The following is a 26,582-nucleotide window of genomic DNA, read 5'->3' as shown; positions in this document are numbered from 1 at the left end:
ATGACCGATTCAAGAACGACCGCCGCGTCTGCCGTTGTCGATCCGCATCAAGCGCTATCGACCCATCGGCAGCGGATACTGCGTGGCCTCGCCTCACCCCTCGCTTACGCGGCCATCGCCGCGCTGGTTGCCGTCCTCTTTGCGGGAATCCTCAAGCTCAATCACGGGACCTTCACCTACACGCTGGACGATCCCTACATCCATCTCGCCCTAAGCGACCAGATTCGGCATGGCAACTATGGACTCTACCCCGGCACCCACGCCGCTCCCTCTTCTTCGATCCTGTTCCCGTTTCTGCTCGCCATCGCGTCGGGAACTCCGCTGCACCCATACTTCCCGCTGATCATCAACATTGTCTGTCTCTTCGCAACCGTTGAGATCGTTCGCCGCTTCCTTCTCCACCTTCGCCTGGGCAACGATAATCTGGCGAGCTTCGCGCAGGCGGCAGCTCTCGCGCTCATCGCGATCTCGTTCAATCTTGTAGGAGTCGTCTTCACCGGCCTCGAGCACAGTCTCCACATCGCTCTGGTGGCTGCGACAGTCTACGGTGCCGTCCTTCTCATCGATCGCAACCAGATGCCGCGCTGGCTGCCACTTGTCCTGGTTCTCTCCCCTCTAGTCCGCTACGAGGGATTGGCCCTCAGCTTTGGGACGATCGTCTTGCTTGCACTGCGCGGTCGTCTACGGACGGCCTTGGCCACCTTCGTCGCCATGACCGCTCTGGTCGCGGGCTTCAGCCTCTTCCTCAAGCATCTGGGCCTCTCCGCGCTTCCCAGCTCCATCCTGGTCAAGTCCGTCGTCGCAGGCGGCATGGGAGGTGGTCCGAAGCAGTTCCTGCACGGTCTCATCATGACTATCGACACCATGATTGGACACCCCATCGGACTTCCGTTACTGCTCATTGGCCTCTTCGCGGCGGCCCGATTCTCTCAGGACCTCTTCCACCGTGGCCGCCCCTGGACTCCAAACGGCCTGATCTCGCTTCCTCTATTGTGTCTGATCGGAGGCCAGGCAGTGGCCGGCCGATTCGGCTGGCTCGAGCGCTACGAGGACTACCTTTTGCTCGGCGTATGCCTGATGAGCCTCTTCCTCGCGCGAGGTCTCGTCCGCTTCGCCATGTCCCCGGAAAGGCGCTACGACGTCGTCCACCGCAGCCGCGTCGTTCTCGTCATCGGAGCCTTCGCCGCTCTTCTGCTGGTCGGCGCGCGCTATGTCAACAGTACCGCTCAGGTTCCCAGGGCAGCGAATAACGTTTATGAACAGCAGCTGCAGATGCACCGCTTCATCGATGGCTACTATCGCGCGCCTGTCGCGGTGAACGACCTCGGATTGGCCTCGTATCACAACCCGTATCCTGTGCTCGATCTGGGCGGCCTCGGCTCGGAGCAGGCGCGGCTTATGATCGCACATCATGCTTCTCCGGCTGAATATCAGGCCTTCGTCGCGGCAAATGGAGTCCATCTGGCGATCATCTATCAGGAGTGGTTCCCGGATCAGATTCCTGAGGGCTGGACCCACGTCGCCACGTTAGCGTTCACCGGGCCCTTGGTCTCGGCCGGAGAGACCGAAGTCCAGTTCTACGCGACCGACTCCGGCACCGCCGCGCGCGTCCACCAGGAGCTCGTCGTCTTCCAGTCGACTCTGCCTCAGGGTGCCGAACTAACTCTCGACTGACCGTCAAAAGAAACGTCATCTGGACCGGAGCCAAGCGGTCTCATTGCTTGGCGAAGTGGAGAGAGAACCCCGCATTTCGCTCTTCCACCAACGCAGCGATCAGCTCTACGCCATCTTCTCCGGCTGCAACTGCAGAATATCCATCAGCGCCTGATAAAGCTTGTTCCGCATCTCAAACCGGTTCGCCGCGCGCGTCACGTAGCGCACGATAATGTCGATGCCCGCCGCTCCGGGCCGCAGGTCCACTGAGGGCGTCGCTGAAAACTGGCTCAACCCCTGCTGCCGCGTCGCCAGCTTCCACTCCTGCTCGGCTAGCTCCGCATCCTTGCGCGTATCTGCGATGACGCGGTCTCGAATCGCCTCGATCGTCTTGTAGGCCGCCTCGCCGGAAGCAATGGTGACCGAGATCTCGTCCCACATCCATTGCCCCACGGTCGAGAAGTTGAAGTACTGCCCGGTAATCGCAAAGTTGTTGATGAAGGTGACCCGCCGCCCAGTCGGATGGCCCTTGTCGGTCCAGTTGCCGGTCTCCATCAGCATGGTGCGGAAGAGTGTGATCTCCACCACCTCGCCGCCAACCGAGTTGATCTCCACCCAATCGCCCACACGGATGCCGTTCTTGCCCATCAGGACGAACCAGCCGAAGAAGGCGAGGATGAAGTCCTGAAAGACCACTGTAACCCCGGCAGTCGCGAGGCCAAGAATCGTCGGCATCTGGCTTGGAGTTCCAAAGATCACCAGCAGCACCAGCCCCAGCGAGACGACCTGCACCGCAAGCAGGGCGATCGTCTTCATCGTGTGCATCCGGCGCGGCTCCATCGTGGAGCGATCGACCAGAATATCGATTCCAAATACCGCCAGCACCGCGCACAGGACGATGAATGCGATCAACGCGAACGACCGCAGCATCAGGTGAAAGACGATCTTGTGCTGCTGGTCCACCTGGGCCGCCCATTGGCCGTAGACCTTCGAAAGCTGCTGCTGCGTCGCCAGTCGGTCTTCAAGAATCGAGTGCTCCTCGGAGAGCGTCCTCAGCCGCTGCAGTCTTCCAACTCGTGTCGACGACTTTGCGTCCGGCTCCGTCGCCGTCTGAGTTCCAGCCGCCATCAAACCCGCGCTCGCCGCCGATGCTGCGGCGCTAGACTGCGCCTCGATCTTTGCATGCTGCCCCCGTAGCGCCTCGGCATCCTTGTCTGCCTCCTGCTGTGCCTCAAGGATGAGCGCACGCCTGCTGCGCTGATCGAACCACGCTCCAATCCGCGCGGCCAACGTGCCTCTGCTCTTCGCCGAGACGATCGCCGTCTTCCCTCCGCCATCCACGGCGCTCTTCTTCATCGCATTCTCGCGCGCCAAAAGCTCCTGCTGGATCGTTCCGCGCTTGTCGCCGGTTGCCTTGGCAAGGTTCTCATTCGCATCGTCCAGCTCATCGCTGTCGAGCTGAAGCTGCGTCTGAGCTGCATCCAGGTCATCATTGCCGCTGTCGGAGGCCGCGGCGGTTGCGGTATCAGTCTTTGCCTTCGGATCGCCGCCCAGCGCCACCACCCGCGCCTTGTCCGCCTTTACCTCATCTTCAAGCTGGCTGACCTTCACGGAGAGCGCCTGTGCCTCCGGCGTCATCGTCTTCGACTGCGTGCTGGCCTCGCGAAGCGCCTGCGCAAACGCCTGGTCGACCTCGTGGTCTGCCAGTCGCTCCGCCTCCTGCGCGAAGCTCTGCTCCTCCGCCGAGACCGCTAGCGGGGCAAGCGCCTGTATCGTCTGCCAGGGCCGCTGGTCGACAAGTCCGGTGCTTTTATCTCCGAGGAAGGACAGGTTCGCCATCGCTCCCCGCGTCAGATACAGCCCCACCAGGCACAGCACCAGCGCCACTGCGGGCAGTGCCAGCAGCATCCGCTGCCCATCTTTCAGCCACCACTTCATTCGTAACCCAGCCTTCTTCCAGACGTCTTAAGGCTAGCAGGTCGCCTTCCATCGCCGATCGACTGCTTCAGAGCTCCCGCTCCGGGATGGAGGGCCAAAATCTGCATCTAACTGCTTGGTCACGCAGTAATAACCTTGACCCGTCATCATGGAATTGAGGCAAGTCCGCATGAAGTTGCACCAGAAGATGGGCCGCGTCTCCAGCACAATCTCTTTCACCCTCCTCGCCGTGCTGGCCGCCGCTCCAGTCGGCCAGCTTCACGCGCAATCGACCCCTCTCATCGCCACCACGCCGATCCAAGACCATTCTGCCGGCCTCGATCAGGGCTACTTTGACATGTACAACGTTAACTTCCCCGCAGCCCACAAGGTCTTCCAGCATTGGCTTGCCCAGCATCCCGAGGACGGTCTCGCCGCTGCATCCGACGCCGCCGCCTACCTCTTCGGCGAGTTCGACCGCTTGCACATCATCGACGTTCAGCTCTTTGCCGATCAAAGCCGCTTCGACAACCGCAGCCGCCTCACCCCGGACCCCGCCGTCCGCAAGGCCTTCGACGACCGCACCAATCAAGCCGAGAAGCTCGCCGACGCCGCGCTCCAGCGCAACCCGAAAGATGCCCGCGCCTTCTACGCCAAGACCCTCGTCTACGGCATGCGTTCGGACTACGCCCTGATGATCGACAAGAAAGATCTCGCCGCGCTTTCACTCACCAAGCAGGCCAGCGCCTATTCAAAGCAGGCCCTCGCCATCGATCCCCACATGTACGACGCCTATCTTGCCAGTGGAGTAGAGAATTACATGCTCAGCCTGAAACCCGCTGCCGTGCGCTGGATTCTCGGCATCACTGGTGCCTCAACCGACAAGGAGCAGGGAATTAAGCTCCTCACCCTGACAGCGAACCAGGGCCACTATCTCGCACCCTTCGCCCGCATGATGCTCGCCGTAGCCGCGATCCGTGACGGTAATCCCCAGCAGGCACGTTCTATCCTTATAGCGCTCATGAAGCAATACCCCGGCAACACTCTCTACGAACGCCAACTCGCCCGCATCCACTAATTGCCACGCCTGTAACCTCTTCCGTCTAAATTAACAGTTCAAAGGACCTGAATGCAGATCGCTTCCGTAGGAACAGCCTTCCCGCCGCACAAGTACTCCCAGTCCGAGATCGCTGAAGCTCTCACCGTCCGTTGGGAAGGCAAGATGGAAGAGCCGCGCCTCATCAAGCGCTTCTTCGCCAACTGCGGCGTCGATACCCGTTACCTCGTCTATCCGCTCGACGTCTACCCGACTCTCAAGGGCTTCGGCCAGACCAACACCGCGTGGATCGACGCCGCCGTCACCCTCGCCCAGGCCGCGATCGCCAACGCGCTCGATCCCCTCGGCCTCACCGCCGCGGACATCTCGGCGATCTTCTTTGCTTCGGTCACCGGCATCGCCAGTCCCACCATCGACGCCCGCCTGATCAACCTGCTGCCTTTCCCGACGCACGTGAAGCGCACCCCCATCTTCGGCCTCGGCTGCGTCGCCGGAGCAGCGGGAATTGCCCGGGCATCCGACTACGTGAAAGCCTTCCCCGACCAGATCGCACTCCTCCTTTCCGTCGAACTCTGCTCCCTCACCTGGCAGGATGACGACCAGTCCATCGCGAACCTAATCTCCTGCGGCCTCTTCGGCGACGGAGCCGCCGCAGTCGTCATCGCCGGCGATAACGCCGTTATCCCTAACCTGCCGCAGCCCGGACCCCGCGTCATCGCCACGCAGAGCACTTTCTACCGCGACACCGAGACCGTCATGGGCTGGGACATCGGCGACATGGGCTTCCGCATCGTCCTCTCGCCCGAAGTCCCCAAGGTCGTCGAGAAGAACCTCCTCGACGACGCCACCCGTTTCCTCGAAGCCAACAACGTCACCATCGACGGCATCGGAAGCTGGATCTTCCACAGCGGCGGTCCCAAGGTCCTCGAAGCGATGCAGTCCACGCTCAATCTCCCCGAGGACGCTCTGGCACTCTCCTGGAAGAGCCTTCGTGAGGTCGGCAATCTTTCCGCAGCTTCCGTCCTCTGCGTGCTCGAAGAAAATCTCGCGAAGCACCGCGGCGCTCCCGGAACCTACAGCATTCTCGCCGCCATGGGTCCCGGTTTCTGTTCGGAACTCGTTCTTCTCCAGTGGTAGCCACTCTATCCCCTTACACCCGTCATCTTGACCGGAGCGAAGCGCAGTGGAGAGCCCCCCGCATTGGCTCTTACGCTCGGCAACCACTCCACGCAGGCTGCCCCATCCATCGTGCTGCTGTCTTTGGCGATGGGTGGGACATTTGTGTGAACCGCGCTCTTTACCCCTACAAATCGACGGTCTGACGCACCAAAGCCCCAAACTCCGCGTGATACGTTTTGAAGCAGCGGGAGTCTCAAGCAACAGTGCCCTACGCCCATCCAATTGCCATCGCCCCTGAAGCAGACGTCTTCATCGCGGGCGGCGGTCCGGCAGGTCTGGCCTGTGCCATCGCTCTCGCCCGCAAAGGGCACAGAGTCCTTGTGGCCGACGGCATGAAGCCGCCCATCGACAAGGCCTGTGGCGAGGGACTTATGCCCGACACCCTCGCCGCACTCCGCAACCTGGGCATCGACCTCCCCGCGTTGGTTGAGGCAGAGTCCGCTCGTATCCTTGGCATCCGCTTCATCGATACCGCGGACGGCACCACCGTCCAGGCACGTTTCCCGGGCCACGCTGGAGAAGGTCGCGGCGTCAAGCGCAAGACGCTGCATCAGCTTCTGCTCGACCGCGCCATCGAACTCGGCGTCGTCTTCTCCTGGGAGACGGTCGTTCGTGGCCTCACAGGGCAAGGAAGCGATCACACTACCGTCGAGACCAACCGCGGCAGCTTCCACGCAAGCTACGTCGTCGGCGCGGACGGCCACCAGTCCCGCATCCGCTCCGCCGCCGGCCTCGATCGCGCCAGAATCACCGCGCAAAGAGTCGGTCTCCGCCAGCACTTCGCCATTGCCCCCTGGACAGAGTTCGTCGAGGTCTACTGGAGCGACCGAGGTCAGGCATACGTCACGCCCGTCTCCGCAACCGAGATCTGCGTCGCCTTCGTAGCCCACACCAAGTTTGCCGCCGGAGTGCCCGAAGCCCTCGCCCACTTCCCGCAGCTAGCGGCCCGCCTAGAAGGAGCCCAGCCCAGCGATGCCCCACGCGGAGCTATTACCTACAGCCGCAAGCTGCATCGCGTCACCAAAGGCAATGTCGCTCTGCTCGGCGACGCCTCTGGCTCGGTCGACGCCGTCACCGGCGAAGGTCTCTCGCTCGCATTTCGCCAGGCGCTTTCGCTCGCTGACGCCATCCAAGCCGGCGATCTGGCCGCGTACCAGCGTTCGCACCTGCATATGCGTCGGAGGCCCCATCTCATGGCCAGCACCATGCTCCTGCTCGACAGCTCTCCGCTCCTTCGCACTTGCTCCATCGATCTTCTGGCCCGCATTCCCTGGCTCTTCGCCAAACTGCTGGAGATCCATATCGGTAACGCCGGGTTTTCGCCGCGCGACCGGCGACCCGTCCTGAAACCAGCCCACCCCAGCTCCGTTTCCACCCCGGTTCCGCGGAATGCTGTACCCTAAAGAACGTCTGTCTGGCGCGCGAACGTCGCAATCCTGACAGACGCAAACCGGGAAGGGTATCAGGGCGTATGGATGAAGGGTCGGTAGAGCAGCGCTGCATCGCCATCATTGCGAAGTCCAAGCTCATCCCCGAAGACACCGTCACCCGGGACAAGACCTTCGACGAGCTTGCCATCGACTCCCTCGATAAGATCAACATCTCTTTCGAGATCGAAGACGCCTTCAACATCCAGATCCCCGACGAATCCATATCCAGCCTGAAAACGGTCGGAGACGTTATCGACGGCGTCATCCGTCTGCAGCACGAAGCTGCCGACCAGCCGGCAGCCACGGCCATCTAAACCTTCGCAGGAGCACCACCACTTGAAGCGTGTCGTCATCACCGGTATGGGTTGCGTAACGCCAATCGGCAACACAATCCCCGAGTTCGAATCCTCTCTCTTCGCCGGTCGCACCGGTATCGCCGAGTTCGGCCTGCTGCCCGAGGCAGTGGAAGGCCAGAACGGCATCCGCTTCAATCGCATGGCCTCGGTCATCGGCTTCGATCCCGATCAGCACCTCACCTCCGGCGTCATCACCGCGACCAATCTCACAGCTCAGTTCGCCATCGTCGCCGCTCGTCAGGCCGCCGCGCAGAGCGAGTTAATGAAGCACTACGCTCCGGAAGACATCGCCGTGATCCTCGGCTGCTCGTGCGGTGGCCGCTCGTCGGAAGAGATCGAGACCGCCAAGCTCTACTACCGCAACGCCCGCGTGCACCCGCTTACCGTCACCCGAACCATGGCCTCCGCCGGCGGCAGCCACATCTCCATCGACCTCGGCATCACCGGCCCTGTGCTCAACATCTCTACCGCTTGTGCTTCTTCGACTCACGCGCTCGGACAGGCCTTCCACATGGTCCGCTCGGGCATGTCCGAAGCCGCAATCGCCGGCGGCCACGAGGCCCCGCTCACCTTCGGATTCCTCCGCGCCTGGGACAGCATGCGCGTCGTCTCCCCCACCGCATGCCGGCCATTCTCAGCCGACCGCGACGGCATGACCCTGGGCGAAGGCGCAGCCATGCTCGTCCTCGAGAGCCTGGATTCAGCGCTTGCGCGTAAAGCGACGATCTTCGCCGAGATCGTCGGCTTCGGCATGTCCGCCGACGCCCACCACATCACCCAGCCGCAGTCCGACGGCGCAGCCTTGGCGATGCGGAAAGCCCTCAAAGATGCCGGGGCTTCACCGGATGACGTCGGCTACATCAACGCCCACGGCACCGGCACCCAGGCCAACGACACCGTCGAGGCCGCCGCCATCCACAAGGTCTTCGGCGACCGCGCCGCGCAGATTCCCATCAGTTCCACCAAGAGCCTCCACGGCCACTCGATCGGCGCGACTGGCGCTCTTGAAGCCATCGCCACCATCCTTGCGCTTCACACCGGCCAGTTACCCTTCAACGCTGGCGTCACGACGATCGATCCCGCGATCCATCTCGATGTGATTCTCAACCAACCCCGCCCCGCCGATCCCGACCGCAGTATCGCCCTGTCGAACTCGCTCGCCTTCGGCGGCCTCAACGGCGTCGTCGCCCTCAAACGCTACGATGCTCCCGCCCGCTCTGCATGAAACGCGGCTTCTTTATGTTCCGAGCAGTACGATAGGCCGTCATGATCTCCGTACTTATTCTTACCCGCAACGAACAGCAGGACCTTCCTGCCTGCCTCGCCTCCGTTGCCTGGTCCGATGACGTGCACGTCTTCGACTCCTTCAGCGTCGATGCGACCGTCGAGATCGCCCGCGCCGCCGGTGCCCACGTGCATCAACGAATCTTCGACGACTACGCCCAGCATCGCACCGCTGCTCTGCGCGAGGTGCCCTTCAAACATCCCTGGCTCTTCCTGCTCGACGCCGATGAGCGCGCCGCGCCGCCGTTGGCTGCGGAGATGTTGAAGGCCGTCGCATCCGCCTCTGCAGGAGTAGCCGGCTTTCGCCTCCGCCGTCGCGACTTCCTCTTCGGCACCTGGCTCAAACACGCGCAGATCTCGCCCTTCTATATTCGCCTCGTCCGCCACGAGTGCGCCCACTACACCCGCGCGATCAACGAAGTTCTTGAGGTCAAAGGCGAGATCGGCGATCTCTCTTCTCCGCTCGATCACTTCCCCTTCTCGAAGGGAATTGCCCAGTGGATGGACAAGCACAACACCTACTCCACGATGGAAGCCCAGCTCATCTATCGCCAGCAGGGTCTGCGCAATCCGTCGCTCAGGAAGGCCCTCTTCGATAGGAACTTCCACCAGCGGCGGATGCACCAGAAGGCCATCTTCTATCGGCTGCCTTTCCGCCCAGTCCTCAAGTTTCTTTATATGACACTGGTCCGCCGGGCCATCCTCGATGGCCGCGCCGGTCTCACCTACGCTGCGCTTCAGTCCATCTACGAGTACCTCATCGTCCTCAAGACGGATGAGCTTCGCCGCTCCGGAACGCCTTCGAAGTAGCGTGGCTGGCACCTGAGGCCAAAGCCTGCGTGGCAATCTCGAAGCGTGATGTTTGTGGCAAGACTTCCAAATCTAGCTTGCAATTCCGGCCCAACCGAATTACCTTAGCTTCATCTCTCATTCACATAACGTAACTTTCAAGTACCCCAACTTTCGAGTAAGCACCGGGTTCTGATTTCGTTCCGTTTCATGTAGCACCCAGCCATGAAGCTGGTGCATCCCTACATTCCATTCTCAAAAAATTACCCGTGATGCACGGCGGTGAAAACTGTGTCTTGATCCAGCCACGAACGCTGGGATTTTTTCCATTCCATTTCAAAAAACCCGTTATATACGGCGGGGAAAACTGCATTCATTTTTCAGGAGGTACTCGTGAAGCCCACGATGTATAGAAAGTTCCAGACCGCAGCTTTAGGTCTCTTGCTCGCGCTATTCGCATGGACGGTCACGGCGACCGCGCAGACGTATCGCGGCGGTGTCAACGGTACCGTCACCGATAACTCCGGCGCCGTCATTCCGAACGCGACCGTCACCATCACCAACGTGGATACCGGAGCCGTAAAGACCGCGCCCAGCTCCTCTGCGGGCGAGTTTTTGTTTCAGGACCTGCCCCTCGGCACCTACTCGGTCGTCGTCTCGTCTCCCGGTTTCAGCACGGTGAAGACGGACAAGATCATGGTCTCGGCCGGTGTCATCTTCACCCTTCCGGTTAAGCTCTCGGTCTCCTCCTCGGCGCAGACCATTGAGGTTGAGGCCAGCGCCATCGCGCTCGACACTACTTCCACTGTGCAGAACACCGTCATCGATTCAAAGACCGTGGAGGACATCCCGCTCAATGGCCGCGACTTCACGCAGATGATCGCCCTCACGCCCGGCTTCGGCGGCTACTCCGGCGGCGGCTTCGGATCGCTCAACGGTACCCGCGCCAACCAGGTCAACTGGCAGATCGACGGCGTCGACAACAACGACCTCTGGCATAACGTTCCCGCCGTCAACCAGGGCGGCGTCTCCGGCATCGCCGGAATCATTCTTCCCATCGACGCGGTCGATCAGTTCTCCGCGCAGACCCAGGCTGGCCCCGAAGGCGGACGTAACCCCGGCGGAACCGTAAACCTGACCCTCAAGTCCGGCACCAACACCCTCCACGGAACCGCCTACTACTTCAACCGCAACGAACTCTTCGGCGCAAAGAGTCCCTTCGTAGATACCAAGCAGAAAGTCCGCAACTACAATACTGGATTCTCGCTCGGTGGCCCTTTCCTCAAGGACAAACTCTTCGGCTTCGTCACTTATGAGCAGCAGCGCTTCGTCATTGGCCAGTCCGGAACCGCGACGGAACCTTCAGTCGGCTGGCAGAGCAAGGCAATCGCTGCTTTGACCGCTAAAGGAATAGCTGTCAATCCCCTCATGCAGAACGTGCTCAATGACCTATGGGGAACGAGCGTTCTCGCCGTAGACACCACCGGTACCCAGAGCAACTTCCACTCGAACGATCCAGAGTTCGGCTACAGTTACAACGGCCTGGGCAAGGTCGACTACAAGCTAAGCGACAAGGATCAACTCAGCGCTCACTGGTTCGTAGGTCAAGGCAACCAGGTCGCACCCGCCGGCTCGCAGCTTCTTGCCTACTATGAAGTAGCTCCCATCCACGTTCAGAACCTCGCTATCGTGTATAGCCGTCAGATTTCTCCCACGATCTCGAACGAAATGCTCGCCGGCGTCAACTACTTCAACCAAGTATTTGACGACTACAAGACTAACCAGAATGTGCAGAGCCTCGGCTTTATCACCGGCGCAACCTTCCCGAACGCACCAAACATCACCATCAAGAACTTCGACCCGGTCGGACAAACTCCTCCGGAGGGTCGTAACGACATCACCGGCCACCTTACCGACCAGGTCTCCTGGGTCAAGGGCAAGCACCAGTTCCGCTTCGGCGGCGAGTATCGTCAGGCCCAGCTCGACGAGTTCTATCACCGCCACGCCACCGGCTCTTTCACGTTTGATGGCAGCCAGACGAAGGTTGACGTAAGCAGCTACGACACTGCGGACGGCATACTCGTTTCGTCCCTCGCTGACTTCCTCGCAGGCAAGACCTCTGCTGCAAGCATAACCATTGGCGATCCCGACCGTCAGGTCTTCGTCAACACCTGGTTCCTCAACGCCGGCGACAACTGGCAGGTCACGCAGAAGCTGAACGTAAACTACGGCATCCGTTACGACTACGAAGGCCCGCTTCACAACCAGTACCAGAACCTCTCGGTCTTCCGTCCAGCGCTTACCGCCACCAATGGCCTTGCCTTCCAGGGCAACCAGATCAGCTCGCTCTATCCGCAGTACTACAAGAACATCAGCCCCCGCGTCGGCTTCAGCTATTCGCTGGACGAAAACACCGTGCTCCGCGCTGGATACGGCTGGTACGCCGATACCCCAAACCTGAACCCCTTCCTTGACAACCGTCCCGGCAACCAGGCCCCGAACGGAGTAGAAGGAAACCCAGGCGGCGGCAGCCCTGTCTTCTCCGTCGCTGCGGCTAACGGTGGTAATAACACCACGATTACTGCGGGCGTTCCCATCTTTCCGTCCTCTGCCGGATTTCCTTGCCAGGCAACTTCAACCTGCGGTGTCTTCACGGTTGCTCCAAACTTCCGTCCCTCCTACAACGAGAACTACAGCCTGAATATCGAGCGCACGTTGTCGAAGAATGTCATCGCGCAGCTTGGCTACGTCGGATCATCTGCACGTCATCTGCTCAGCCTACTGGACATTAACCAGGCCGCCCCTGGCGTTTACACTGACACCGTTGACCCCGTAACAGGAGCCGTTCTGGTCGGTGCCGACTTCAAACGTCAGCAGACCCGTCCGTACTACAGCCAGTACAACTACTACGGCAACATCAACCAGATCTCCAGCATCGGCACCGCGAACTACAACTCGCTCCAGGCCCAGCTTCGCATGAGCAACTGGCACCACCTCACCGCGCAGGCCGTCTACACCTGGGCACATAACCTCGACGAGGTCTCGCAGTATCGTGGTACGCTCCCGCAGGACAGCACCAACTTCAAGGGAGACTACGGCAACTCGGACTACGACACTCGCCACAACCTAACAACCTTCTTGAGCTACGAGCTTCCTGGCTCCTCGAGGATGAGGCTTCTCACCCAGGGATGGCAGTTCAACGCGCTGATGAACTTCCATGGCGGTCAGCCGTTCCAGATCTTCGCCGGATCCGACATCAGTGGAACCAACGAGGGGCTTGACCGGGTGGACTATGTACCGGGTGTCAAGGTCGGAGGTCAGGGACAGAAGCCACAAGCCGTCTGGATCGATACATCTCTATTCCCAGATGCGACGCCTGGAACATTTGGCACGCTTCGGCGCAACCAGTACTATGGCCCTGGATTCTCAGACGTTGATGCCTCTGCGTTCAAGAACTTCAAGATCTACGAACGCCTGACCATTCAGCTCCGTGCTGAGATGTTCAATCTCTTCAACCGCAACAACTTTGCCCCGCCTAGCGGAAGTGGACAGCTCACCGACACCATCGGCGACTACAACGGAGCCCCCGGCATCGGTTCGGGTGAACCCTTCAATACCCAGTTCGGTGGAAAGATCATCTTCTAGCTGAACTCCAAACCTGCGCCAATTCAAAAGCCCCACTCCTGCACAGGAGTGGGGCTTTTCTCTTTTAGACCACCATTCTGATCTATGGGGGCGTCATTCTGTCCCTAAACGAAGTGAAGGGGAAGAATCCCCGAATTTGTCTTTCTCTTCGCCCGGTACAACTCGCCTAAGCCGGCCACTTCCACTCACGAAACTCTTTCTTGTCGATCCCATTCTCATGCGCGTAGTTCACGGCTTCAATGATCTCGCCCTTCAGCCACTCCTTCGTATGCGCCGCCGAACCCTGCAGCTTCTTCACCCGGTCGATCACATCGATCGCCAGATGAAAACGGTCCACGCTGTTCACGATCGCCAGCTCAAGCGGAGTATTGATATTGCCCCGCTCCTTATAGCCATGAACATGCAGGTTCGCATGGTTCGTCCTGCGATAGGTCAGCTTATGGATCAGCCAGGGATAGGCATGGAAGTTGAAGATCACCGGCTTGTCGCAGGTAAACAGGGAATCGAAGTCGGCGTCCGACAGGCCATGCGGATGCTTGGTGCTGGGCATCAGCTTGAACAGGTCGACGACATTGACGAACCGGATCTTCAGCTCCGGACAGTGCTCGCGCAGGATCGCCGTCGCGGCTAGAGCCTCAGCCGTCGCTACGTCGCCAGCGCATGCGATGACTACATCCGGCTCAAAACCGTCATCGTTGCTTGCCCAGTCCCAGATGCCGATGCCCTTGGTGCAGTGCGCCACCGCCTCGTCCATCGTCAGGTAGGAGAGATGCGGCTGCTTGTCCGACACGATCACGTTGATGTAGTCCGTGCTCGCCAGGCAGTGCGCCCCGACGCTCAATCCGCAGTTTGCATCCGGCGGAAGATAGATCCGCGTCACCTCCGGGCTCTTGTTCGTCACCACGTCGAGAAAGCCCGGATCTTCATGCGTGAAGCCATTGTGGTCTTGCCGCCACACCACAGAGCTGATGAGGATGTTGATCGAAGAGATCGGCGCGCGCCAGCGCAGCTCCGACTTGCTCTTCTCCAGCCACTTAGCATGCTGGTTGAACATCGAGTCGATGATATGCACGAAGGCCTCATACGTCGAGAAGAGCCCGTGCCGGCCCGTCAGCACATAGCCCTCGAACCAGCCCTCAAGCGTCGTCTCACTCAGCATCTCCATCACTCGGCCGTCTCTGGCCAGGAAGCCGCCGTCGGCGTCCTGAGCGATCAGCTCCTCCATCCAGGTCTTCGGGCTCGCCGCATAGATCCCGTCCAGCTTGTTCGAAGCCGTCTCATCCGGCCCGAAGACGCGGAAGTTCGTCATGTTGTTCCGCATCACATCGGCCAGAAACTTAGCCAGCGTGGCCGTCGGCGACACCTCAACCTGCCCCGGTTTCTCCACCTTCACCGCATAGTCACGGAAGTCCGGCAGAACCAGCGGCTTCCTTAGCAACCCGCCGTTCGCATGCGGATTGCCGGTCAATCTCCGCTGCCCCTTCGGGGCCATCTCGCGCAACTCTTCGATCAGCGCGCCCTTCTCGTCGAAGAGCTCCTCCGGCTTATAGCTCCGCATCCAAGCTTCAAGCTTCGCCAGGTTCTCCGGGTTCGTCTTCGGATCGAGAATCGGAATCTGGTGCGCTCTCCACGAGCCTTCGATCTTGTGCCCGTCGACCTCCTTGGGCCCGGTCCATCCCTTCGGCGTCCGCAGAATAATCATCGGCCAGTAGGGCCGCGTCACATCTCCGGTCGTACGCGCGTGTTCCTGGATCGCGCGGATCTCCAGTACGCACTTCTCCATCGTCGCCGCCATCTGCTGGTGCATCACTGCCGGATCGTCGCCCTCCACCACATAAGGCTTCCATCCCAGGCCCTTGAAGAGCATCTCCAGTTCGTCTGCGGGAATCCTCGCAAGAATTGTAGGATTGGCGATCTTGTAGCCGTTCAGGTGAAGAATTGGCAGCACTGCGCCATCGCGAATCGGATTCAGAAACTTGTTCGAGTGCCAGCTAGTAGCCAGCGGGCCAGTCTCGGCCTCGCCATCGCCCACAACGACATTCACAATCAAATCAGGATTGTCGAACGCCGCTCCGAATCCATGCACGAGGCTGTATCCAAGCTCGCCGCCCTCGTGGATCGACCCCGGTGTCTCCGGCGTGCAATGGCTGCCAATGCCGCCCGGAAAGGAGAACTGCTTGAAGAACTTCAGCATCCCCGCCTCGTCCTGGCTCTTGTCCGGATACACCTCGGAGTACACGCCTTCCAGATAGCAGTTTGAAAGTGTCGCCGGCGCTCCATGTCCCGGCCCGGAGATGTAGATCATGTTCAGGTCGTACTTCTTGATCAGCCGATTCAGATGAACCCACGTAAACGTCTGGCCTGGGTCCGATCCCCAATGTCCCAGCAGGCGGTTCTTGATCTGCTCCGGCTTCAGCAGCTCGCGCAGCAACGGGTTCTCCTTCAGATAGAGCATTCCCGCGCAAAGATAGTTACAGGCCCGCCAGTACGCATCCATCTTGCGAAGCTCTTCGCCGGAAAGAGCCGGGACTTCGATTTCCAGTTCGTCTTGAGTGATCGTTGCGGGCATTTGGAGCTCCTTGTGTGAGCTTCTTGCTTAGCTTGTTGGGTAGGCAGGCGATTGAGTGAGCCTGGCGCTTGCGGAGAACTCAGAGTTCTGTGCTTCTACATACATAAGACGCAATCCGGACGCTCGCAGCCGTGACGAGCGTCACAGAAGATCAAATTAGCCCCAAATGATTGCCCGAACATCAACGCCCTGTTACAACGACTCGCTGGCGATGAGTGCCACCACCGTCCCGATCGTCATTCTGAGCGCAGCGAAGAATCCCCGCATTTCGCCGGTGCCCCGGTCATCTCTCTCACGTGCCACGCGATCATCCGGTCTTCCGCCGCTGGAATGACGAAGACCGCAGTCTTTGAATTGTCGCTGCTCACCATCCGCAGCCCATCACCCTTCGCCGTATTCGCCGCCGCGTCCAACAAAATTCCCACCCCATCCAATCCCGACATCACCTCGAGCCGCGTCGAGGTATCATGCTCTCCAATCCCACCCGCAAAGACCACCGCATCCAGGCCGCCCATCAAAAACGCGAACCCACCAATCGCCTTGCGCACGCTGCGCACAAACACCTCCACCGCCAACACCGCCTTTGCATCTCCGCTCGCAGCCGCCGCACGCACGGCTCTCATATCGTTCGCCATGCCCGAAAGCGCCACCATCCCCGCCTTGTGATTGACCATCGCCTCAACCTCCTTCGCCTGATCGCTCTTCTGCTGCCGCAGCAGATAAACCATCAGTCCCGGATCAAGATCCCCTGGCCGCGTCCCCATCACCACGCCTCCGGTTGGGGTCAGCCCCATCGTCGTGTCCACCGACTTGCCATCAAGCAAAGCGGTCACGCTGCATCCACTGCCAAGGTGCGCGATCACCATCCGCCTGGGCATCGGAATTCCCGCTTCACGAAACTGCGCGATGATCGACTCACAACTCAACCCATGAAATCCATACCGCCGCACGCCCTGCTCGCGATACTCCAACGGAATGGCATAAGTCTTGGCCGCCTCCGGCATGGTCTCGTGAAACACGGTATCGAAGCACGCGAAGTGCGGCACATCCGGCAGCCGCTTCATCATCTCTTCGATGATCTCGACCGCAACCGGATCATGCAGCGGAGCGAACGCCTCCGCATCGCGCAGCGCCTGTAGCACCTCACTCGTGATCCGCTGATGCCCTTTGAGCCTCGCCCCTGGATGCACCACACGGTATCCGACCGCATCCACCTTCGGGAGCCCGCCAGCGCCAACAGCCTGCTCGACCGTCTGGATCGCCTCCTCGATCGTTCCCGCATGGACGGCCACCCCGCCAGACAGGTCGTTCCCTGAAGCGTCAGCAAACTTGAAACCAGGCTTCGGCGTCCCGACCCCGCCTAGTTCGCCGTCGTAAATTGCGATCGGCGAACTCGCCCGCCCTCCCACCTCGAACATCGAGAACTTGATGGACGACGACCCGCTATTAATCACCAGTACATGCATCGGTCCGCTCCTGCCTGCTCACTAACCCTATAGATGTAGATGCCCCTTGATGACGGCCCATTCATTCAGTGTCATTCTTATAGCGTGATCCCCTCTTTTCGGGCAGAACTCTGCCCATGTACTCACTCAACCTTAAGGAGATACGAATGTCTGAAGGGCAGGATGAAGCAACGGTAAGCCGGCGCAAGTTTCTTGGTGCCGGATCGGCGATCGTCGCCGCAGCAGCAGGGCTGGGCTCGGCCCAGGCGCAGGAGACCTCGTCGAAGGACGAGCCCATCATCCGCACGCCAGACCATCATCTCCCCAGCGAGAGCGAACCGGCAGCGAAGAACACCGCGCTCGACGAACAGAATCCGAACTCCGTCTGGTCTCCGGCGACCGATGCGGGTGGTCAGCCCCCTTTCAAGTACTCCTTTTCACTCTCTCACAAGCGCATGGAAGGCGGCGGCTGGACCCGTCAGGTCACCGTTCGCGACCTCGCTATCTCCAAGAAGATGGCCGGCGTGCAGATGCGTCTCATCAAAGGCGGCGTCCGGGAGCTCCACTGGCACGTCGGCGCGGAGTGGGCGCTGATGCTCTACGGTAGCGCGCGCATTACCGCTGTCGATCAGGAAGGCCGCTCCCACGTCAGTGACGTCAACAAGGGCGACCTCTGGATCTTTCCCGGCGGTATCCCGCACTCCATCCAGGGCCTCGGCGACGATGGTTGCCAGTTCCTTCTCGTCTTCGACGACGGCAACTTCAACGAGTTCGCCACCTTCCTGCTCACCGACTGGCTGACCCATACACCTCCCGACGTGCTGGCAAAGAACTTCAACGTTCCCGCAGAGACCTTCGCCAAAGTCCCGCCCAAGGAGCTCTTCATCTTCGAGCGTCCTCTTCCGCGTCCCCTGGCCGAGGAGCAAAAACAGGCCGAAGCCGGCACCGGCCGCGTGCCACACAGCTTCGACTTCCGCCCCAGCGAGATGAAGCCCACCAAGGTCAGCAAGGGTGGAGAGGTCAAGATCGTCGACCGCAAGATCTGGCCCGCGACCAACATTGCCGCAGCCATCGTCACCCTCAAGCCCGGCGGTCTGCGCGAGCTCCACTGGCACCCGAACGAGGACGAGTGGCAGTACTACGTCTCGGGCAAGGGACGTATGACCGTCTTCGCCGCCGGTGGCCACGCCCGCACCATGGACTTCCAGGAAGGCGACGTAGGCTACGTCGACAAGTCCGCGCCGCACTACGTCGAGAACACCGGCGACACCGACCTCGTCTTCATCGAGGTCTTTCCCACGCCCTACTACGAGGACATCTCGCTCGCCGAATGGCTCGCACACACGCCATCCCGCCTGGTCAATCAACACATCGCAACGGGCGAAGACTTCCTTGCGAAGATCAACAAGAAGGAAGTCGTCATCGTCCCGGAGTAGACGCGCTCGAATCCAACTTGCGTCATCACCAACCCTACCCGTATCACCAACCCCACCCTTGTCATCCTTCGAGGCCGCGGATCACAGTCTCATCGTGATCCGCGGCCTCGAAGGATCTGCTTTTTTGCGCCTCAGCACTTTCACTTCCTCTATCCTGAAGGCCATGCGCGTGTCTCGTCTGAAATCGGTCGCTGGCCTCGTTGCTTTCAGCCTTTTCTTCGTCGTGTTCACCGTTGCGCAAAAGGCCAAGCCCATTCCTTACGACCACAATCCCGCCGCCGGAAGGTTCTACGACATCAACGGCTTCAAGATGTACACCGAGGTCTACGGCGAAGGCCCGCCCGTCCTGATGATCCACGGCAACAACGGCGACATGTCCGCCTTCAGCAAGAACGTCCCGTACTTCGCCCAGCACTACAAGGTCATCCTCGCCGACAGCCGGTCACAAGGCCGTTCGCTGGATCCCGACCATCCGCTCACCTTCGAGATGATGGCTGACGACTACGCCGCCCTGCTTGACGCCATGCACATCGACTCCGCCTACGTCCTCGGCTGGAGCGATGGCGGCATCAACGCCCTTCTGATGGCCATCCGCCACCCCGAAAAGGTGAAGAAGCTGGTCGCCACCGGCGCCAACCTCTGGGTCGGCCCTGACCCATTCGCCCCCGGCCTATGGGACCAGATGGAGCATGCATACACCACCGGCCTCACCAAGACCTACACCACGCCCAAAGAGAAGAACGACCGCAAGCTCTTCCTCCTCGACTGGTGGGAACCCCACATCACCCTCCCTCAACTCCGCACCATCCAGGCACCATCGCTCATCATGGCCGGCGATCACGACGTGATCTCGCTCCCGCACACCCTGGTCATCTACCAGAACCTCCCCCACGCGAACCTCTGGATCGTCCCCAACTCCGGCCACCCCACCGTCATCGAGCACGCCGACGAAGTCAACAAGAAGGTCGACGAGTTCTTCACCCAACCCTTCAAGGACTTCAAGCCAAATGAATAGGCGAGCATCGGCTCCTCGTCTGACGCGGTAGCTGCCCGCCCCACGCGCGATCTGAGATTCTCGATGAATGCATCGGCCTGTTCTCGCTCTTCCAGATTTCAAGGCGCTCGCGTTAGCTAAACCCAAGTTGGCGTGTTGAAGCCACTTGGCATCTGTTCCAAAGCAAGTGGTCTGTCTAAGCTTGATCCAGAAGTTCCGTGCCATACTTCGCTGCCACAGCCTTCGCCTTCTTCGCAAACTCGGACATCTGTATCTTGTCGAGCTTGGGTGGCGCGGTAGTACGTGTCGCTACGGGCACCCCGAGCTCGACGAAGAACCTTTCGTTGCCCGCTGGAGCGCAGATACAGATCATCCGGGCTGGGCTCGTCGATGAGTTGTGAAACTGGTGAGGAGCATTGGACGGAACGTTGACCGTGTCACCCGCCCGAACGATGGACTTCTCCCCACGAAAGGTCATCTCCACCTCGCCTTCCAGCAGGATGAATGTCTCTTCAAAGTCATGACGATGCGGCCCCGGCCCGCCACCAGGTGGCACATGCATGTCGATCACGCAGAAGCGCCCATTGGTATCTTTACCGGCGACGGTGATCGTGTACGTGTTTCCAACCAGGCCAATATGCTGGGCAGTTGGACTATCTAGCTGGGCAAACGCCAGCGCGCGGCTAAGATCATCGGCAGGCAGTTGAGCGTAGGTGGCTGCAATCTCAGACATGGGATTATCCTCTCTGTGGTTCAGTTGGTCCTGCGAACGCATCGTGCCCGCAAGAGCGTTGGTTACAGAATGCCCACGATGAGCAACACGAAGGCTGTCGCGAGCACGACAACGCGCCAGCGGTGAAGCAGATCCCATCTGCTCCGGTAATGCTTCCAATCCGCAGGCGGAGTGGACGTCTCCCACGATGCAATTCGGTTATTGATCGGCACCAGGGTCGTCACCGTAAATACAATCACCAGCATCCACAAAACGGCGGATGCAACGATCCAGATGGGTAAGCGGCCAGTGGTATGCCATTGGATCGCACCCTTGACCACGGTCAGCAGGAGCGTAAGCGCATACCAGAACGGCATGGCTGCTCCCATCACCCGGGCGATAGCGCTTGCCGCTGGCAGGTGAACTTCCTCTGGAAGCTTATCCAGAGTTGGGTGGATAAACGCGGCGATGGACAACTCACATCCAACCATCAACCCAGCGACGACGATTACCACAACATTCAGAACTTCCATGTGATTCCTCCAGAAACAATTTGTCTTGCAATCTACTGGTTGGCGCACGTCTCTCAAAGCGCATGGATCAACAACAGGCCGACGACAAGCATTGCCACACAGGTTATGCCATGAATCGAGAACGCCGCCGATTTCGACCCGCCCGATTTGAGGACGACCGACATGTCGCCAAAAGGTGTGACCGCCAGCGCCAGCAACGCGATCCCTACCGAGCGAGGACCCGTGGTCAGCATCAGGGCCATCACAACCAGCCCGGATCCGATGTCCCTGACCCCCTTCAAGCGCAGCCATGCACGAGTGTCTGCATCCGCTGCGGGCAGCTTGAGACCGAACGATCCCGTCATTCGCTCCGGGGAAAAGAGGTAGAAGCCTCCGATGATGAGGATCGCCACGGCCATAAGAACAGCTAGGGAAAGCAAAATTGGGCTGAGCATAAACATCTCCTTGTTAGAAAATCTAGCAACGCTATTTATGATGCACGGCGATGCCCCGCGATGCAAGAGCATTCGTAATTATTTTTAACAAAATTATAAGTTCTAGCGGTGCTATAATTTGCGAATGGAGATTACCGTGCCGAACCGCATTGCAGAACGAAAACAACGCGACAGAGAAGCCCGAAGGGCACAGATTATCAGTGCCGCAAGGCGAATCGCGGAGCTGGAGGGCTGGCCCAACGTCACCGTTCGGCGGCTGTCCGACGAAATCTCTTACAGCCAGCCCGTCCTGTACGGTCACTTTGAAAGTCGCGAAGGCATCCTCGCTGCGGTGGCTATCGAAGGGTTCCAGGAGATCGGCCTGGCCTTGGAGAAGGCACGCAAACGGGCCAAGCCAGGGAAGATCGTCGAAGCAGTCGCAACCGCCTATCTGGAGTTCGCCACGTCCTCACCGGCACTCTACGAGGCGATGTTTTCGCTCAGTCTCAGCATTCCCTTCGCTGACGCGCAAACACCTCCGGAGCTCCGGTTCGCGTTCGCACAACTCATGGAGCTATTTCAGGGACAGGGCTCGAAGCCGGCTGTCCTGACGGAACTCTTCTGGGCAGGCCTCCACGGAATCGCCGACCTCACAAGAACCAAGCGATTTCCACCCAGCCGTCAGAAGGAGCGCGTGAAAATGTTCGTCGAGCTCTTCACTTTCCCAAGTTGAAGCAGAACAAGTTTTGAAAGTGCCACGACTGTTAGAGGAGTGCCCTCGTCTTGCACCCGTCCGGCGACGGGTTTCCCCAGAATGGGGCTTTTGGCTCTACGCAAAATCGCCGACTCACTTATCTAGAGAGTCAGAGACCTTGAACGGAACTCCCGCAAAGCCACTTCTTCGGGCGTAGTGTCTAAGCAATCACCGGCCGTGGCACTCAGATCATTCCGCCACGTCACCCACCTACCGCAACTCAACCCTTGGCTTCTTCGGCTCATTCAAAATCCCAGCCGACTTCAAACCCTTTCGATAGTTCTCCAGCACCTCAACCAGAAACTTCACGCTTCCATCGAGCATCAAGTCCGTAGACCCCGCGATATGCGGCGTCACCACAATCCTTGGCTCACCGAGCAGCGCATTCCCCGCGCTCACCGGCTCATCCTTCGTCACATCCAGACCCGCGCCATAAAGATGTCCGCTCCTCACCGCCGCCAGCAGGGCCGCTTCGTCGACCAGCGTACCCCGTGCCACATTCACCAGAATGGCGTGTTCCTTCATCGACGCCAGCACGCCCGCATCGAACATGTTCTCGTTCTCCTTCGTCGCAGGCAGCGCCAGCACGACGAAGTCCGCATCCGCAAGGGCCGTCCGCAGCTCGTGCTCGCCATAAGCCTTCACGCCCGCCGACGCATGCTCCGGGTGCCGATCGACTCCAGTCAAGACCATCCCAAAGCCGCGCAGTCTCTCGACCAGCAACTCCCCAATGCCCCCGAGCCCAACGATGCAGACCGTTTTTCCGAAGAGCGCCTTGTTCCCCTGCGGTTTCTCCGGCCTGTTCTCCGCCCCGGCCCGCGAAAACGCCAGCTCCTCATTCAGTCGCCGCGCCGCAGCCAGCATCAGCAGCACGGCATGCTCAGCCACCGATTCGCCATTGCCCGTCTTGCCCGTCGGCGCCGATGCGACCCACACCCCCGCCTCGGTCGCCGCCTCCACATCCACCCCGTCGTAGCCCGCAGACGCCATCTGGAAAAGCCCCAGCTTCGCCTGCGCCTTGAACACCTCCGGCTTCACCGGCCCCACCGCGATCAGGACATCCAGATCACTCTCCGCCCCCACAGGCGGCCACTCGATGAAACGATCGCCGGGGCACTCCGCTTGCAGCCGCGTCACCATCTCCATCGAAAACGAGTTCTTCATTCCCAGATAACCGATGTTCATTCGACCCTCACCCCCCGTTAGATGCGGCGACGGACCACCCCTTCTCCCTTCTCCCTATTCCCTATACCCTGTCTCTATGTGCGGAATCGTAGGTTACATCGGCCCCAAGTCAGTCGTCCCCACCATCATTGAAGGCCTTCGCCGGCTAGAATACCGCGGCTACGACTCCGCCGGCATCGCCGTCGCTGGAGGCCCCAACGGCCTCGAACTCCGCCGCGCCCCCGGCAAGCTTCGCAACCTGGAAGCCGTCATCGCGCAATCGCCGGTGGACGGCACCTTCGGCATCGGCCACACTCGCTGGGCCACCCACGGTCGTCCTACGGAAGAAAATGCCCACCCCCACCGCGACGGCTCCGGAACGCTTGTGGTGGTCCACAACGGCATCGTAGAAAACTACCTGACGCTGAAGCAGGCCCTCATCGCCAAGGGCCACAAGTTCTTCTCCGAGACCGATACCGAGATCATCGCCCACCTCATCGAAGACGAGATCGAGCTCGCCAGCGGCATCAGCCTCAAGCCCGGCGAACGCACCCACCGCGCCGACATCGCCGAAGCCGTCGTCCACGCCCCCAACCCCAGCGCCATCCCGCTCGAAGAGGCCGTCCGCCGCGCCGTCAAGCGCATCACCGGGGCCTTCGCCATCGGCGTCCTCTCCGCCAACGAGCCCAACAAGCTCGTCGCCGCCCGCATGGGCCCGCCCGCCGTCATCGGCCTCGGAGACGGCGAGTTCTTCCTCGCCTCCGACGTCCCCGGCATCCTCCACCACACCCGCAACATCCACTTCCTTGCCGACAACGAGGTCGCCATCCTCACCACCAACGGAGTCGAACTCACCAATTTCGACGGCGACCCGCTCCCCCTGAAACCGCAGCGCATCCTGTGGGACCCCATCCAGGCCGAGAAGGCCGGCTACAAGCACTTCATGCTCAAGGAGATCAACGAGCAGCCCCGCGCCATCCGCGACACCACCCTGGGCCGCGTCTCGCTCGACACCGGCCAGGTCTTCCTCCAGGAAATGCAGATCACCCCCGAAGACTTCCGCACCGCCAGCCAGATCACCATCGCCGCCTGCGGGACTTCATGGCATGCGGGGCTCGCCGGCAAATTCATGATCGAGCGCCTCGCCCGCCTCCCCGTCGAGGTCGACTACGCCAGCGAGTACCGCTACCGCGACCCCATCGCCGACCCCCGCGCCATCGGCCTCCTCATCACCCAGTCCGGCGAGACCGCCGACACCATCGCCGCCCAGCGCGAACTCATCGCCAAAGGTTCGAAGACCCTCGCCATCTGCAACGTCGTCGGCGCCGCCGTCACTCGCGAAGCTCAGGGCACCATCACCACCAACGCCGGCCCGGAGATCGGCGTCGCCTCCACCAAGGCCTTCACCGCCCAGCTCACCGCCCTCTTCGTCTTCGCCCTCTACTTGGCCCAGCTTCGCGGCACCATCACCCAGGAAGAGTCCATCCACCTCGTCACCGAGCTCTCGAAAGTCCCCGGCAAGATCGAAGAGATCCTGCGCTCTGTCGACGACCAATGCTGCCAATTAGCGAAGTCCTTCAGCACCGCCCGCGACTTCCTCTTCCTCGGCCGCGGCATCCACTACCCCATCGCCCTCGAAGGCGCCCTCAAGCTCAAGGAGATCTCCTACATCCACGCCGAAGGCTACCCGGCGGGCGAGATGAAGCACGGCCCCAACGCCCTCATCGACGAGACCTTACCGTGCGTTTGTATAGCCACGCAAGACCCCAACGACGCCTCGTCCGTCCTGAAGTACGAAAAGACCCTCTCGAACATCCAGGAGGTCACCGCCCGCTCCGGCCGCGTGATCGCCATCGCCATCGAGGGCGACGAGCACATCGCCCAACTGGTCGAACACGTTATCTACATCCCCCAGGCCCCGGAGCTATTGCTTCCGGTCCTCGAAGTCGTCCCCCTCCAACTCCTCGCCTACCACATCGCCGTAAGGCGCGGATGTGACGTGGACCAGCCAAGGAATTTGGCGAAAAGCGTGACGGTGGAATAAGATTTGCGAGTTTTGGCTAGGCTAGCGACTATAAATAATTTGCAGGTCCGTGACTTATTGAAGATCTAGCCTTCGCTCTGTTAATGTTGGATGGCAAGATGGCAAAGAGTGTGTAGTGGCGAGCAAATCCACTTCTCAAGTGAGCCCATTGAAGGATAGAGTGCCTCAAACCTATAGCAAAGACGGTTTCGTAGCAGAAGCTAAGCCAAGCCTCGAGCCACGCTTGAGCTATAGGTGGGAAATAATCGGAGGCATAGTAGGTTTTCTCCTTATCCATTGCGCGATGCTATTGCCGCCATACAGAAGCGGCAGCTTAGACGCTGCAACGATGGGAGTTTTCGGGGATTTCATCGGCGGTTATATCGGCCAGCTCATCTCTTTGATTGGCATCTGTTTCTTGATCGCAACATTTCGGACTGAATATGCACGTGCTAAAAGGGAGCGGTTCGAAAATCGTTTCTTCCAACTTTTACAACTTCACAGAGACAATGTAGATGAGACCGAAGTTAAAGAAGTGAAGGGACGAAAGGTTTTCGTTCTAATGATCCGGGAATGGCGATGGATACTGAATATCATTAGATATGAAGCACAGGTGAATGCTGAGGAGCTAACCCAACGCCAACTTATAGAAATTTCTTTCTTATGCATGTTCTATGGTGTCGGTCCAAACTCTTCCCGAATGCTCCGCAGGTCGCTCGATGGGTTCAGGGGCACATTCGTGGATATCCTTGAGAAGGCGCTCAACTCCCAAGGGCTGAAAGAAGAAGTGAGGGAAGAGAAAAAACTTTCCTACCTCCCATTTGAGGGTCATCAATCAAGGCTAGGGCACTATTACCGCCACCTCTTTCAAATGGTTCGTTTTGTGGAGGCTAATGCACCTTCTGACTTCGCCGCTCAACAACACATGAGTACTATACGAGCACAGCTTTCCACCCATGAGCAGGCTCTGCTCTTGTTGAACAGTCTAACCCCGATGGGATCTCCTTGGTGGAACCTGAATCTGATTGAACGATTTAGGCTTGTTCACAATATTCCGAATAACTTCTTTGATCCCGCCTTAGAGCTTGACCCCACCTTGCTCTTCGACAAAGGCTACTTCGAAAAGCCAGAGAAGCATAAGCGCCCTCTTGTTCCTCTTGAGACTCCATTTTGCCCAGGCTCCTATCCCGACGGATACACATGGAAAGGCCCTCGTGGTAGCTAATTCG

20 protein-coding genes are annotated in these 26,582 nt (G+C 59.9%); 13 read left to right on the top strand and 7 right to left on the bottom strand.

All coding sequences use genetic code 11. The annotated features are described in order from the left end of the window. Window positions 1–1,674, top strand: coding sequence for a hypothetical protein (locus OHL18_RS01210; protein ID WP_263373012.1), 1,674 nt, complete (start codon window positions 1–3; stop codon window positions 1,672–1,674). Between the two features lie 105 nt (window positions 1,675–1,779). On the opposite strand, the gene OHL18_RS01205 is transcribed toward OHL18_RS01210, so the two are convergent. Next, entirely contained in the window at window positions 1,780–3,591 is a 1,812-nt protein-coding gene (locus OHL18_RS01205) for a mechanosensitive ion channel family protein (protein WP_263373011.1), read from the bottom strand. 169 nt (window positions 3,592–3,760) lie between these two features. On the opposite strand from OHL18_RS01205, the gene OHL18_RS01200 reads away from it, so the two are divergent. From OHL18_RS01200 to OHL18_RS01170, 7 genes are all read left to right on the top strand, one after another. Then, window positions 3,761–4,648 carry a TTC39/IML2 family protein gene (locus OHL18_RS01200; protein WP_263373010.1) on the top strand — a complete coding sequence of 296 codons (888 nt, stop codon included), beginning with the start codon at window positions 3,761–3,763 and terminating at the stop codon, window positions 4,646–4,648. Between the two features lie 51 nt (window positions 4,649–4,699). Further along, window positions 4,700–5,764 (top strand): type III polyketide synthase, encoded by a 1,065-nt coding sequence (locus OHL18_RS01195; protein WP_263373009.1) that lies wholly within the window; start codon window positions 4,700–4,702, stop codon window positions 5,762–5,764. Window positions 5,765–6,009: 245 nt separating this feature from the next. After that, on the top strand, window positions 6,010–7,209 hold the full coding sequence (locus OHL18_RS01190) for an NAD(P)/FAD-dependent oxidoreductase (protein WP_263373008.1): 1,200 nt from the start codon (window positions 6,010–6,012) through the stop codon (window positions 7,207–7,209). A 68-nt stretch (window positions 7,210–7,277) separates the two neighbouring features. Next, entirely contained in the window at window positions 7,278–7,550 is a 273-nt protein-coding gene (locus OHL18_RS01185; RefSeq protein WP_263373007.1) for an acyl carrier protein, read from the top strand. A 22-nt stretch (window positions 7,551–7,572) separates the two neighbouring features. Further along, window positions 7,573–8,817 carry a beta-ketoacyl-[acyl-carrier-protein] synthase family protein gene (locus OHL18_RS01180; protein WP_263373006.1) on the top strand — a complete coding sequence of 415 codons (1,245 nt, stop codon included), beginning with the start codon at window positions 7,573–7,575 and terminating at the stop codon, window positions 8,815–8,817. 41 nt (window positions 8,818–8,858) lie between these two features. Continuing rightward, complete coding sequence (locus OHL18_RS01175) at window positions 8,859–9,686, top strand: glycosyltransferase family 2 protein (protein WP_263373005.1); 828 nt, start codon at window positions 8,859–8,861, stop codon at window positions 9,684–9,686. A 372-nt stretch (window positions 9,687–10,058) separates the two neighbouring features. Then, a complete protein-coding gene (locus OHL18_RS01170) occupies window positions 10,059–13,310 on the top strand; it encodes a TonB-dependent receptor (RefSeq protein ID WP_263373004.1) in 3,252 nt (1,083 codons plus the stop codon). A gap of 166 nt (window positions 13,311–13,476) precedes the next feature. Here the strand turns inward: OHL18_RS01170 and OHL18_RS01165 are convergent, their stop codons facing one another. Beyond that, window positions 13,477–15,879 carry a phosphoketolase family protein gene (locus OHL18_RS01165; protein WP_263373003.1) on the bottom strand — a complete coding sequence of 801 codons (2,403 nt, stop codon included), beginning with the start codon at window positions 15,877–15,879 and terminating at the stop codon, window positions 13,477–13,479. Window positions 15,880–16,115: 236 nt separating this feature from the next. Beyond that, entirely contained in the window at window positions 16,116–17,345 is a 1,230-nt protein-coding gene (locus tag OHL18_RS01160) for an acetate/propionate family kinase (protein WP_263373002.1), read from the bottom strand. Window positions 17,346–17,491: 146 nt separating this feature from the next. Here OHL18_RS01160 and OHL18_RS01155 point away from each other — a divergent pair, with 146 nt between their 5' ends. Both OHL18_RS01155 and OHL18_RS01150 read left to right on the top strand, forming a co-directional pair. Further along, on the top strand, window positions 17,492–18,760 hold the full coding sequence (locus OHL18_RS01155) for a cupin domain-containing protein (RefSeq protein WP_263373001.1): 1,269 nt from the start codon (window positions 17,492–17,494) through the stop codon (window positions 18,758–18,760). Between the two features lie 169 nt (window positions 18,761–18,929). Next, the gene (locus OHL18_RS01150) at window positions 18,930–19,775 is read left to right on the top strand and encodes an alpha/beta fold hydrolase (RefSeq protein WP_263373000.1); all 846 of its coding nucleotides are present in this window, start codon (window positions 18,930–18,932) and stop codon (window positions 19,773–19,775) included. Between the two features lie 175 nt (window positions 19,776–19,950). On the opposite strand, the gene OHL18_RS01145 is transcribed toward OHL18_RS01150, so the two are convergent. The 3 genes from OHL18_RS01145 to OHL18_RS01135 all read right to left on the bottom strand — a co-directional run bounded on the left by OHL18_RS01145 (window position 19,951) and on the right by OHL18_RS01135 (window position 21,433). After that, complete coding sequence (locus OHL18_RS01145) at window positions 19,951–20,487, bottom strand: cupin domain-containing protein (RefSeq protein WP_263372999.1); 537 nt, start codon at window positions 20,485–20,487, stop codon at window positions 19,951–19,953. 62 nt (window positions 20,488–20,549) lie between these two features. Further along, window positions 20,550–20,999, bottom strand: coding sequence for a DUF1772 domain-containing protein (locus tag OHL18_RS01140; protein ID WP_263372998.1), 450 nt, complete (start codon window positions 20,997–20,999; stop codon window positions 20,550–20,552). A 53-nt stretch (window positions 21,000–21,052) separates the two neighbouring features. After that, window positions 21,053–21,433 carry a DUF4267 domain-containing protein gene (locus OHL18_RS01135; RefSeq protein WP_263372997.1) on the bottom strand — a complete coding sequence of 127 codons (381 nt, stop codon included), beginning with the start codon at window positions 21,431–21,433 and terminating at the stop codon, window positions 21,053–21,055. 136 nt (window positions 21,434–21,569) lie between these two features. Here OHL18_RS01135 and OHL18_RS01130 point away from each other — a divergent pair, with 136 nt between their 5' ends. Beyond that, a complete protein-coding gene (locus tag OHL18_RS01130; RefSeq protein WP_263372996.1) occupies window positions 21,570–22,145 on the top strand; it encodes a TetR/AcrR family transcriptional regulator in 576 nt (191 codons plus the stop codon). A gap of 231 nt (window positions 22,146–22,376) precedes the next feature. On the opposite strand, the gene OHL18_RS01125 is transcribed toward OHL18_RS01130, so the two are convergent. Beyond that, a complete protein-coding gene (locus OHL18_RS01125) occupies window positions 22,377–23,351 on the bottom strand; it encodes an NAD(P)-dependent oxidoreductase (protein WP_263372995.1) in 975 nt (324 codons plus the stop codon). Between the two features lie 76 nt (window positions 23,352–23,427). Here OHL18_RS01125 and glmS point away from each other — a divergent pair, with 76 nt between their 5' ends. Next, entirely contained in the window at window positions 23,428–25,374 is a 1,947-nt protein-coding gene (gene glmS, locus OHL18_RS01120) for a glutamine--fructose-6-phosphate transaminase (isomerizing) (protein WP_263372994.1), read from the top strand. 115 nt (window positions 25,375–25,489) lie between these two features. Beyond that, the gene (locus OHL18_RS01115; protein WP_263372993.1) at window positions 25,490–26,578 is read left to right on the top strand and encodes a putative phage abortive infection protein; all 1,089 of its coding nucleotides are present in this window, start codon (window positions 25,490–25,492) and stop codon (window positions 26,576–26,578) included. Window positions 26,579–26,582 lie beyond the last annotated feature (4 nt).

Source organism: Granulicella aggregans (assembly GCF_025685565.1).
Taxonomy (GTDB): Bacteria; Acidobacteriota; Terriglobia; order Terriglobales; family Acidobacteriaceae; genus Edaphobacter; species Edaphobacter aggregans_B.
The sequence above is the reverse complement of the archived record's forward strand: the minus strand, read 5'-3'. Positions and strand labels throughout refer to the sequence as shown.